Annotated in this window: 13 protein-coding genes; 6 read left to right on the top strand and 7 right to left on the bottom strand. The window is 37.0% G+C overall.

Translation table 11 applies throughout. The features are described 5' to 3' along the window. Positions 1-61 precede the first annotated feature (61 nt). Positions 62-799 carry a bis(5'-nucleosyl)-tetraphosphatase PrpE gene (prpE, locus tag BKO01S_RS13805; protein ID WP_066054889.1) on the top strand — a complete coding sequence of 246 codons (738 nt, stop codon included), beginning with the start codon at positions 62-64 and terminating at the stop codon, positions 797-799. Between the two features lie 15 nt (positions 800-814). On the opposite strand, the gene BKO01S_RS13800 is transcribed toward prpE, so the two are convergent. From BKO01S_RS13800 to BKO01S_RS13785, 4 genes are read right to left on the bottom strand one after another with little or no spacing between them, the layout of a single operon-like run. Next, positions 815-1,702, bottom strand: a complete 888-nt coding sequence (locus BKO01S_RS13800; RefSeq protein ID WP_066054886.1) for an RluA family pseudouridine synthase — start codon at positions 1,700-1,702, stop codon at positions 815-817. A gap of 18 nt (positions 1,703-1,720) precedes the next feature. Further along, positions 1,721-2,518: an NAD kinase gene (locus BKO01S_RS13795; protein WP_066054883.1), complete on the bottom strand. Its 798-nt coding sequence runs from the start codon at positions 2,516-2,518 to the stop codon at positions 1,721-1,723. Positions 2,519-2,546: 28 nt separating this feature from the next. Continuing rightward, the gene (gene yjbM / locus BKO01S_RS13790; protein WP_066054880.1) at positions 2,547-3,185 is read right to left on the bottom strand and encodes a GTP diphosphokinase; all 639 of its coding nucleotides are present in this window, start codon (positions 3,183-3,185) and stop codon (positions 2,547-2,549) included. 43 nt (positions 3,186-3,228) lie between these two features. After that, complete coding sequence (locus BKO01S_RS13785; RefSeq protein WP_066054877.1) at positions 3,229-3,603, bottom strand: UPF0738 family protein; 375 nt, start codon at positions 3,601-3,603, stop codon at positions 3,229-3,231. A 135-nt stretch (positions 3,604-3,738) separates the two neighbouring features. Between BKO01S_RS13785 and BKO01S_RS13780 the strand changes: the two genes are divergently transcribed. From BKO01S_RS13780 to BKO01S_RS25290, 5 genes are all read left to right on the top strand, one after another. Continuing rightward, positions 3,739-4,320, top strand: a complete 582-nt coding sequence (locus BKO01S_RS13780; RefSeq protein WP_066054874.1) for a CYTH domain-containing protein — start codon at positions 3,739-3,741, stop codon at positions 4,318-4,320. An 8-nt stretch (positions 4,321-4,328) separates the two neighbouring features. Next, on the top strand, positions 4,329-4,943 hold the full coding sequence (locus tag BKO01S_RS13775) for a lytic transglycosylase domain-containing protein (protein WP_066054871.1): 615 nt from the start codon (positions 4,329-4,331) through the stop codon (positions 4,941-4,943). 287 nt (positions 4,944-5,230) lie between these two features. Next, positions 5,231-5,638 carry a globin domain-containing protein gene (locus tag BKO01S_RS13770; protein WP_066054868.1) on the top strand — a complete coding sequence of 136 codons (408 nt, stop codon included), beginning with the start codon at positions 5,231-5,233 and terminating at the stop codon, positions 5,636-5,638. After that, on the top strand, positions 5,635-6,507 hold the full coding sequence (locus tag BKO01S_RS13765; RefSeq protein ID WP_066054865.1) for a ClpXP adapter SpxH family protein: 873 nt from the start codon (positions 5,635-5,637) through the stop codon (positions 6,505-6,507). Before BKO01S_RS13770 ends, BKO01S_RS13765 begins: the two co-directional genes overlap by 4 nt. A 278-nt stretch (positions 6,508-6,785) precedes the next feature. Then, positions 6,786-6,962 (top strand): hypothetical protein, encoded by a 177-nt coding sequence (locus BKO01S_RS25290; RefSeq protein ID WP_501193737.1) that lies wholly within the window; start codon positions 6,786-6,788, stop codon positions 6,960-6,962. Positions 6,963-6,997: 35 nt separating this feature from the next. On the opposite strand, the gene pepF is transcribed toward BKO01S_RS25290, so the two are convergent. The 3 genes from pepF to cls form a co-directional block, all read right to left on the bottom strand. Further along, positions 6,998-8,815 carry an oligoendopeptidase F gene (gene pepF / locus BKO01S_RS13760; protein ID WP_066054862.1) on the bottom strand — a complete coding sequence of 606 codons (1,818 nt, stop codon included), beginning with the start codon at positions 8,813-8,815 and terminating at the stop codon, positions 6,998-7,000. Positions 8,816-8,933: 118 nt separating this feature from the next. After that, positions 8,934-10,124: a competence protein CoiA gene (locus BKO01S_RS13755; protein ID WP_066054859.1), complete on the bottom strand. Its 1,191-nt coding sequence runs from the start codon at positions 10,122-10,124 to the stop codon at positions 8,934-8,936. Positions 10,125-10,213: 89 nt separating this feature from the next. Next, the gene (gene cls / locus BKO01S_RS13750; protein WP_066054856.1) at positions 10,214-11,725 is read right to left on the bottom strand and encodes a cardiolipin synthase; all 1,512 of its coding nucleotides are present in this window, start codon (positions 11,723-11,725) and stop codon (positions 10,214-10,216) included. Positions 11,726-11,731 lie beyond the last annotated feature (6 nt).

The raw sequence follows: 11,731 nt of genomic DNA, 5'->3' as shown, positions 1-11,731 counted from the left end.
ATAATGTGACGTTCCTTAAGAGAGAATAATATTAGAGATGGGAAAGGAGAATATAGTATATATGAAACTAGACATCATTGGTGACATTCATGGCTGCTTTGAGGAATTCAAGCTGCTAACAATTCATTTAGGCTATGAGTGGATAAACGATTGTCCCTTCCATTCAGACCGTAAGTTGGCTTTCGTAGGGGACATAACTGATCGTGGACCACAATCCCTTAAGATGGTCGAACTTGTGTATTCCATTGTTATGGATCAACAAAGCGGATATTACGTTCCAGGTAACCATTGTAACAAACTCTATCGTTTTTTTCTCGGTAGGAATGTTCAAGTAACTCATGGGCTTGAGACAACTGTTGCAGAATACGAGGAATTAGGAAAAAAAGAAAAAAGCGAAATTCGTGAGAAGTTTATCCGACTTTATGAGTCGTCTCCTCTTTACCTTGTAATAGACGATCAAAAGCTTGTTATCGCTCATGCTGGGATAAAAGAGGAATTTATCGGCAAACAAGGTGAAAAAGTAAAGACATTCGTTCTTTACGGTGATATTACTGGTAAATCAAACCCCGATGGTACACCTGTTAGAAGAGATTGGGCAAAAGCTTATCATGGAAAAGCAACGATCGTCTACGGGCATACACCCGTTAGTGAGCCTAGAATTCTTAATAACACGTATAATATTGATACAGGTGCTGTATTTGGTGGTAAGCTCACTGCCCTTCGCTACCCGGAAATGACGTTAATAACGGTCCCTTCTTCCATGCCTTTTGTCCAGGAAAAATTCAGGCCATTTGAATAAACTTATAAAGCAAGTTTATTCAAACAGCTTTGTCATTTCTTCTGGTAAAGGAGAGGAAAACGTCAGTTCTTTTTGATAGATCGGATGAAAAAAAGTGATTCCTCGACAATGTAAAGCCTGCCGCTGAATAAGCTCTCGTGAACCGCCATATAAATCATCACCTAAAAGAGGATGTCCAATATGTTTCATATGCACTCTAATTTGGTGGGTTCTCCCTGTCTCAAGCTGTAACTGAGTGTGAGTAAATAACGGATAGATTTGTTTTACAAAATAGTGAGTGCAAGCATATTGGCCATCGTCCGTAACTTCTCTTTCAATGATGCTATCCTTCTTTCTACCAATAGGTGCGGTGATCGTACCTTCCTCTGTTGGCAATACTCCGTGAACAAATGCTTCATAGGTCCGATGAACTCCACCACTCTTCTGCTGTTTGCTAAATAAGTGATGGACATGCCGGTGCTTTGCGATCAACACAATTCCAGAAGTATCACGATCAAGTCGTGTAACAATATGAGCCGTTGATTGAAGGTTAATGGATTGGTAGTAACCAACTAAAGCGTTGGCCAAACTGCCTGTTGGATGCTCCCTTGAAGGAATTGTATTCATCCTAGCTGGTTTATCAATGACTAATACATATGGATCCTCATACAAAATGGATAAGGGGATTTTCTCTTCAAAAATCCCCTCACTCTGTTTTTCTGGTGGATAATAAACCTCGAGAAGATCCCCTTGTTTTAACGCATATCTAACCGTCACTTCCACTCCATTTACTACAATACGACCACCATTAAATTTGATATCAGTGAGAGCTGTTTTTGAGACACTTTTCTCTTTTAAATAATCTCGTATTAACAACCCTGCTTGCTCTTCATCAATATCCCATTGAAGTTTAAATTGTGACATCATCCAATCTCCTGCTTGTTAATTATCCGCTACAAATGAATCTCTTACCCTCTTCCAGAATGGGAATGGTCGAAAACGAGCAAAACGTATCTTTTCGTCCGCAACACGAAACTGGATGGACTTTACATCTTTATGAAGAAGTGTTAAATGATCGATCGTTAATTGAAAATCTGGCTCATTAACAGGTTTTAGCATACATGTATGATGGGCTGGCAACACAAGTGGCGACCCTATTGTTCGGAACACACGGTTATTAATCGATGCCATTTCCGCTAATTGAATAGCCGGTAATGATGGATGGAGAATAGCTCCCCCTAATGCCTTGTTATAAGCGGTACTTCCTGAAGGAGTAGAGAGGCATAGTCCGTCACCCCGAAAGCGTTCAAACTGTTGACCACGTATTTCCACATCCATCACTAATGTCCCTTCCACACTTTTAACAGTGGACTCGTTTAAAGCCAAATATCTTGTTTCTCTTCCACCATGCTGGTAACGAACAATTACCTCTAACAATGGATACTCAATCACTTGATATGGTGTTTTGGCAATTGCAATGACAAGCTTCTCAATTTCCTCTGGGACCCAATCAGCATAGAAACCAAGGTGGCCAGTATGTACACCAACAAAGGCTGTACGATCCAAACGGCTACTATAACGATGGAACGCATATAGAAGCGTTCCATCCCCTCCCACTGAAATCACAATATCTGGTTGATCCTCATCGTATACAAGTTCAAAATCCTGTAAATACGTTCTCATTCTATGCATGAGAGTATTAGACTTTGAATCACCTTTTGACGTAATCGCAAATTTCATGACGGTGCTCGCTCTCTTCTATAATTAGTTAATTATTTCCCTCTTGATGTAACTCTTTTTTCCTTGAAAAGAATGCTTGTGCATCCTGTATTTCTCCTCGAATGAGAGACATTTCTTCATCAAGTCGAAAAGCAGCTTCTGCCGCTCTTTGAAGCCTTACACGGATATCCTCCGGAAATTGCCCACGGTATTTATAATTAAGGGAGTGTTCAATCGTTGCCCAAAAATTCATTGCGAGTGTACGAATCTGAATTTCAACTAGTATCTTTTTTTCTCCCTGAATGGTCTGAACAGGATATCTCACGACAACATGATAAGAACGATAGCCACTTGCTTTTTTGTGAGATATATAATCTCTTTCTTCCACAATTTCGAAGTCATTTCGGAGACGAAGCAGTTCAACAACCCTTTTGATGTCGTCAACAAATTGACACATCATCCGAAGGCCAGCAATATCCTGCATTTCTGTCTCAAGCTTATCAAGTGGAATCGATTTTTGATTTGCTTTATCCAAAATACTTGCGATCGGCTTTACTCTACCAGTAACAAATTCAATTGGTGAGTGAGAGGACTTCATCTCGAATTGTCGTCGCATCCCTTTAAGCTTTACCTTTAGTTCTTCCACGGCCTGATTGTAGGGAGCCAAGAATTTTTCCCAGTGTTTCATAAAGTCACCTCATCCGGAACTTTTTTTATATAGGTGGGTGATATTAGTTACAAAAACACTCTTCTACTTTTGTAACCATTTCCTCTCCATAGTTGCTATTTCCTTTTATATTGTCAATTAAGTACAACAATTCTTCATGAAGGTTTGGTAACGCAATGGTTTCCTCACCATTAGAAAGTTTATATTCGCTATGGTTCTCCAATCCTTCTTTTAAGATTGGCCAAGTAGTAAGACTTAGCGCAATATAACTAAAACTTTCATTTTTTTCAACAATGTATACAAAAGCCAATTCAGTCGAATCAACAAGTACTTGACCTGTTGCTTTCAGTTCCTTTATTGGAAAATCATTGTTTACTAGTAATACCACTTCATTTTTTTCGGTTTTTATTGCTTTTTCCACATAAATTTTTTCTCTCATTTTTCAATACCTCCACACTCCCCCTATTTTATCATAAGTGGCTGAATTATCCACTTCTCAGGGAATCACATATTGAAATTGAATACGTAACAGCCGATAATAAAACATAGCATCGATAAAGAAAGGAAGAACGTCTTGAGCCAACATATTGAAATTGAATTTAAAAACATGCTTACAAATAAGGAATACCTTCATTTGATAACCGAATTTTCGATAAATGAAACCATGATCGATACGCAAATTAACCATTATTTTGACACAGAGGGGTTTCAATTAAAAGAATTAGGAAGCGCGTTACGTATCCGTGAAAAAGATGGGGATTTTGAACTTACGTTAAAGCAGCCAGCAGAGGTTGGGCTTCTTGAAACAAATCAACCATTAGCAAAGCAAGTCGCTTCGGCAATGTTGGAAGGTACAGCATTTCCAAGCGGAATTGTACTGGAACAATTAGAAAAAATCGGATTTCCTATCGATAAGCTTCAATATTTTGGTTCTTTAACGACAAAACGGTGTGAGTTACAATATAAAGGAGGTTTATTAGTTCTAGATCATAGTTTATATTTATCAAAGGAAGATTATGAACTAGAATATGAGGTCCAAGATCCTTTAGAGGGTGAGTTGACTTTCAAACAGCTGCTTCAAACCTTTCAAATTCCCATTCGGGTTACTGAGAATAAAATTAAACGTTTTTACAATCAAAAATACTCCCTTCATTGAGGTGTCATATGAATATAGATAAAATTAAAGTTATGCTTCAACTACAAGCATTACAAAATTTCGGCTCCTCTTCTCATTCAACAGGGAATATATTTCAAGAATTAATGAACAATTTTCTGTTAGAAGATGGAAATTCCCTATCCCAACCAAGTGGACAAGCCAATGTTTCTACTACTGCTACCCTATTAAATTCAACACCTTCCTTGCCACCTATCAATATGACGAAAATTTCAAGTACTGGAAGTAAATCTGAATTTGATTCATTCATTGATGAGGCAGCAGCGAAATATAACTTACCAGTTAATCTAATTAAATCTGTTATAAAACAAGAATCTAACTTTAATCCAAATGCCGTAAGTGCCGCTGGTGCTTCCGGATTGATGCAGCTAATGCCTGCTACTGCAAAAGGACTTGGAGTAAATAATGTGTTTGATCCAAAAGACAATATTTTTGGTGGTAGCAAATACCTAAGACAAATGCTTGATAAATATAACGGCAATACAACATTAGCTTTAGCAGCATACAATGCAGGACCTGGAAACGTAGATAAGTATGGTGGAGTTCCTCCGTTTAAAGAGACTCAAAATTATGTTAGAAAAGTTACGAGTCATCTGCTTGTGTAAAAAATACCGTCTGTTCAAAAACAGACGGTATTTTTTTATGTAATATAACAGTAGGAAATAACCTCCTAATGCACATTGTTTGTTATATAATCTCCACACTGATAAAATAGTACTATCAATTGGAAAGATGCGTAGGCGGCTTGTTAGGCCCGACAGGCATAAGACGAAGACAGAAAGAGGTCCTGACCTCTGTAGGGTTTTGGCTTATGTCCCGAGGGACTAGCCGCCGGAGCTCGATTACAAGCTATTTAAATAAATGAAAAAGAAATACTAAAGGAGTTTTTAAAATGGTCGAAAACATGCTTACACCTTTTGATTTGATCGGTGAAGAAACATTGCATCGACTAGTTGATGCCTTTTATCATCGAGTAGGGCAACATCCAGATCTGACTCCCATATTTCCGAACGATTTAACGGAAACAGCGAGGAAACAAAAGCAGTTTTTGACACAATATCTTGGTGGACCAGCCCTCTATACAAGTGAGCATGGGCACCCGATGATGCGAGCTCGCCATTTGCCGTTTGAAATTACGGAGACTAGAGCAAAAGCATGGCTCGGATGCATGCGTGAAGCAATGGATGAGGTTGGACTATCCGGATCCCTTCGTGATGAGTTTTATGCGAGACTTGTACTAACAGCTCAGCATATGATAAATACAGATGAAAATGAAGAGATGAAAGGTGAGAGAACGTGAGGAACCGAGAAATATTGCCAACGACTCCCTCCCACTATTGCCATGGAAATGAGAAGAAGCTGCTTGAAATTTATATGTTTGTTGACCCTCTATGTCCAGAATGCTGGGCACTTGAACCGATTCTTAAGAAACTACAAATAGAATATGGTCGCTTTATTTCAATCAAATATATTTTAAGTGGTCGACTTGCCTCATTAAATATGAGCAAAAAGCAAAAATACGAAAACATAGCGGACTTATGGGAAAAGACAGCAAGCCGAACAGGCATGTCTTGTGACGGAAGTCTTTGGTTCGATAACCCTATTTCCTCCCCTCATTTAGCCTCGATAGCTATTAAAGCGGCTGAATTGCAAGGAAGAAAAGCTGGAATTCGTTTTCTAAGAAAACTACAGGAAGGTATTTTTCTTGAAAAACAGAACATTTCAAGTTTTGAGGTGTTAAAGGAAATTGCAAATTCCACTGGGTTAGACGTAGAAGAATTTGTTCTTGATATCCATTCGGAGTCAGCGGGGAAAGCCTTTCAATGTGATTTAAAAATAACCTCTGAAATGGAAGTCGACGAAATACCAACGATGGTCTTTTTTAATGAAAATATTGAAGAGGAAGGAATTAAAATTACCGGGTATTACCCTTACGAGGTATATGAGCAAATACTTGAAGAAATGTTACCGATTAAGCCTGAGAAAAGTAACCCTCCAACTTTAGAAAGCTTTCTCAAATGCTTTAAGCTCGTGGCAACAAAAGAAGTCTCGGTTGTTTATAATATGTCCATTAGTGAAGCTGAAAGAGAAATGAAGAAGCTCCAGCTAAAACAAGTGGTTGAACAAGTTCCAGCTAAATATGGGATGTTTTGGCGCTATATTGAATAGCGCCAAAACTATGTAAAAAGAAAAGGCCATACAAACCTGTCTGTTTGTAAATGGCCTTTTCTTTATATTAAATACGAACAAAGGGGATGGGAGAAATTTTTCACGGTCAAACAAAGGGGTATATGTTTGCTTGTGATCAACTTCACATCAATAATATATCACGATTTAGATTATTCGACAATATTTATGCTCGCTATTTCACAATATTGTCATATTCTAAGAATGATTAATGGGACAAACGAATATATTTATTAGGAAAGGAAAAAGGAGGGGATTATGTGTTTCATACGATTAGTTTTTGGCTAATAATATTATTTATTGTTATCTCTTTTATACTAAACCTTTTTGGCTTATTGAACATATTCCCTCTTTTATTTACAGCTCCTCTATTATTTCTCTCTCTATTGTCTTTAGTCCTCTTTTTAAATGAACGGAAAAGATTTAAAGGTTTATAAAAAGTCCCTCCCGAATGATCGGAAGGGACTTCGTTTTATGATAGTAATGCTTCCATTTCGTTTAATTTCTCTTCAAATACCTTACAAGCTTCCTCAATCGGCTTCGAACTTGTCATATCCACTCCAGCCTTTTTCAATACTTCAATTGGATAATCTGAACTACCAGACTTTAAAAAGTCTAAGTAACGATCAACTGCCGGCTGCCCTTCTGTCAAGATCTGTTTTGACAACGCTGTCGCAGCACTATATCCAGTTGCATACTGATATACATAGTAATTGTAATAGAAATGAGGAATCCGTGACCATTCTAAGCCAATTTCTTCATCAATTTCAATATCTTCTTCACCAAAGTACTTTTTATTCAGCTCATAGTACTCTTTGGTTAAAAGGTCTGCAGTTAATGCTTCATTTTCTTGTGCCTTTTTATGAATTAAATGCTCATACTCCGCAAACATGGTTTGGCGAAACACGGTGCCTCTAAATCCTTCTAAAAAGTGATTAAGCAGGTACAGACGCTTTTGTTCATCATCAATGGTCTTTAATAAGTAATCATTCAATAGAGCTTCGTTGCATGTAGACGCAACCTCTGCTACAAAGATGGAATAACTTCCATATGCATATGGTTGTTCTTTTCTAGTATAGTAGCTGTGTACAGAATGACCAAACTCATGAGCAAGAGTAAACAAGTTATTTACATTGTCCTGCCAATTCATAAGGATATATGGATTGGTTCCATAAGCACCCGAGGAATAGGCACCACTTCTTTTCCCTTTATTTTCATGAATATCTACCCAACGGTTAGAAAAACCCTCTTTTAAGACATTCTGATAATCATCACCGAGTGGAGCTAAGCCTTTTAGAATTAATTCTTTTGCTTCCTCATAAGGAATCTCCATCTTTACATCCTTTACAAGCGGTGTGTAAAGATCGTAGATATGAATCTTATCTAGCTTTAATACTTTTTTACGAAGCTTTACATAGCGATGAAGTAAATGTAAGTTTTTATTTACCGTATTAACCAGATTTTCATACACTGATTCTGGTATATTATTATCAGCTAATGCAGCGTGTCTTGCAGAGTTGTACTTTCGTATTCTTGCATTAAAGTTGTCTTTCTTTACTTGACCGCTTAATGTACTAGCAAACGTATTCTTGAACTTTCCATACGTATCATAAACAGCTTGGAAAGCTTCTTTCCGTACTCGCTGGTCACTACTTTCGAGGAACCTGATATATCTACCGTGTGTTACTTCTACTTCATTCCCATTTTCATCTTTGATGCTTGGAAACTGAATATCTGCATTGTTCAGCATCCCAAACGTATTGCTTGAGGTACTCATAACTTCCGATGCTTCTGCTAGAAGGGCTTCCTGTTCTGCAGACAATACATGTGGCCTCTGCAAATTTAACTCTTCTAAAGAATGTTCATAAAGCTGTAATTCTTCTTTTTGTTGTAAAAATGCTTTTACCTTTTCTTCTTCGATAGATAATATTTCTGGAACAATATAGGCAAGCGTACTTGCTGCCTGTGTATATAGATTTTTAATGCGGTCATCTAGACCCTGATAAAAGGAATTGGTGGTATCCTGATCGTAACGCATATGCGCATATGTATACAGCTTACCAATCCTTTCTAGCAACTGGTCCTGTGCTTGTAAAGCGTTAAATAAAGAATCCGCACTTTCCCCAAGCTTCCCTTGATACTTGGACATAGAAGGAATTAACTGTTTAACTTCTTGAAATTCACTTTCCCATCGTTGGTCTGTCTGGAAAATATCCTCCAGTCTCCACGTATCCTCTGATGGTACTTCACTTCTTGTAGGTAGTTTCTTTACTGCCGTATCATTTGCCATTGTTTATTCCTCCAATCTACTTACTTCTGTTTTTGGTATTCGCCACCAATTACCAAAATCCTGCTTTCATCTAGGAATTTCCATTACATCCTAGTGTATGTTAAAGGAGGTGAGTTCATTAATACCAAACAATCTGTTCATTTGTCATTTGCTTATAAAATTGTTCTTCAAACTTACTAGCTTCATTCATACTACAAGGCATAACGACACTGTTTTCATACCTATATACATTCGGCCTAATTTCTTTGAGAATTTGGCACTTTGTTAGGAGAAATAAATATTCTTTTATTAAAGCCATCATCTGAGAATCACTTGGCTTTAAATGCCTTCTAACTTTAATATGGTTTCTCTTGATTCGTATTATTAATCGTTTATATACATTGTCTTTAGTCAATATACTCCCTTCCTTACTCATGAATAAATTATCTAATAAAACATACATTTGCCAAATGATTGGCGAGGTTTCTAGTAATAGATTGTCTCTTAGGGGTACACCAGCATAGGGCGGGAGGAGATGAGGGTGAAGCTGCTTCATATACAGCTCTTGTAAAAAATGATTAGGTTTGTGAAAACGAATGATATTATTTTTTACCTGTTGAACTTCTTTACGCCAGTTGGAAACATAGAAGGTGTTCTGAAAAATTGGATTTAGCCAATGAGGTAAGTGTTGCTTAGATGGAGGGATAAAATTGTAGTCACATTGCATGGTATTTGATGAAAGTGGGTTTAAATTGGTTATGGTAATAAAGGTGTTAAGACTAGGACAATACGAGGGTATATACCAGGCTCCTGTATGATTTCTTTTTAAAAACAAGGATTGAAATTTTGAGAGGGTAATTTGGTTGGTTTGTTTTCTTTGAATTCTATTTGCTCCTAGGATCCATAAAGGGCTCAATCCGTTCCTTACATATCCATTTGATCGCTTTTCAAAAACCTCCTCTGATATAGGGGAACATTGATATTCCAAACAGTATGTTCTTCCTTTAAACGTAAACATCAGATCTGGTCTTTGCTTTAATTCAGGTAAGAAAACCTCCAATTCAACATTTGGGCATTGTTTTTTTACCCAGTGATAGAGCTGCTTTTTTGCCTGTAGATGATATTCCGTTTCTCTTTCGTACTCGGCACATGTAGGTGACAACTGAACATGAGCAAAATGACTCATACGTTGAACACCAAGCTTAACAATTACCTTCCCATTACAAAGGGGACAATAATACTGGTCATCCTTACATCCGCATAACCCCTCCTTCTGTTTTAAGTCACCAATATAGACAGTTTCTCCTGTTTGATTTTTAGCAATTAACAATGAATCATCTCCTTTCTTCTAAATTAATTCTCTTTCCCATCCGTTAATTCCTTCATAAAAAATCTCCTAGCTGGTTTGGCTAGGAAATTTTATAGAAGTGGAGATAAAAGCCTTGAGGTAGATTCCAATAGCTTTAATCCAATATGACGGTTAGTGAATTGTGCAAGATTGATTTGCCGAGAAAACGTGATATCGCTTTCATACTCCATGACTAACTTTTCAACACTACTAGTACCATATAAAAAAGCATTTACTTCAAAGTTTAAATGAAAACTTCTCATATCCATATTTGATGTACCAATCGAAGCAATCTTCTTATCTATAATAAGAATTTTACTATGCATAAATCCTTTTTCGTATTCGTACACTTTTACACCAGCCTCTAGTAGCTCAGGAAAATAAGACCGTGAAGCATGAAAAACAATCCTTTTATCGGGCTTATAAGGTACTAGAATACGTACATCAATTCCACTCAATGCAGCAACTTTAATAGCAGAAAAAATATCTTCATCTGGAATAAAATAAGGTGAAGCAATCCAAACTGATTCCTTTGCGGATGTAATCATAGCAAAAAAGATGGTCTTTATCACACTATGTTCATTATCTGGACCACCAGCAATTAGCTGAACACCCCCATGAATGTTTTCCTCAAGAACAGGAGAAAGATATTCAGAATTTAAAAAGCTTTGATTCGTCATATAGTACCAATCTTGTAAGAAAATTAACTGAAGCGTTCGTACCGCTTCTCCTTTTACAAGTAAATGGGTGTCTCTCCAAAAACCAAAGGAATCATTCCGACCTAAGTATTCATCACCAATATTTAATCCCCCAACAAACCCAATATTCCCGTCAATTACAATGATCTTTCGATGGTTTCTAAAGTTAAACTTACTATTTAAAAACGGGATATGTACTGGACCGAATGGTACGACCTCTACACCAGCTTTTTTAAGTTCTTCTATGTATACGTTCGGTAGCTTCCACGATCCCACAGCATCGTATAAAAAGCGAACTTTCACACCTTCCTTCGCCTTTTGAATTAGTACTTTTTTTATTTGTTGACCAATTTCATCATGGCGAACGATATAATATTCCAAGTGAATGTGATGATGAGCCTTCTTAAGTTCTTCTAGAATTTCAAAAAAAGTTGAATCACCATTTGATAATACCTTAGTAGAGGTAGCAAAGGATATTGGACTATGACCAATACGGTGGGCCAAGTGAAATAATCTTTGCTGATCTTCACCCATTACCTTTATCTTCTCTTCACTAATCGGGTCTCCTCCACGTTCAAATTTCAAATAATTACGTTGGTCCAAAAAGAATTTGCGGCGGTACATTCTTTCCTTTCTATGATTTCTTCCAAATAACAAATAAAAAAAGAATCCTACTAACGGAAAACTCCCAAGCACAATCAACCATGTTAATGTTTGTGTAGGATGCCTATTTTCTAAAAATATGACTGCCCCAATAAAAATAACCGACAACGTAGTTAGAAGACTAATATAACGGAATAATCCTTCATTCACCCTGTCATGGAATAGATAATAAAGGATAGCTAAAACAGTAATAAATAAAAGAATTCTAACAAAATTTTTCATAACTTC

The organism is Robertmurraya korlensis NBRC 107688, from assembly GCF_001591645.1.
GTDB lineage: Bacteria > Bacillota > Bacilli > Bacillales > Cytobacillaceae > Robertmurraya_A.
This window is presented reverse-complemented; position numbering and strand designations above follow the sequence as displayed.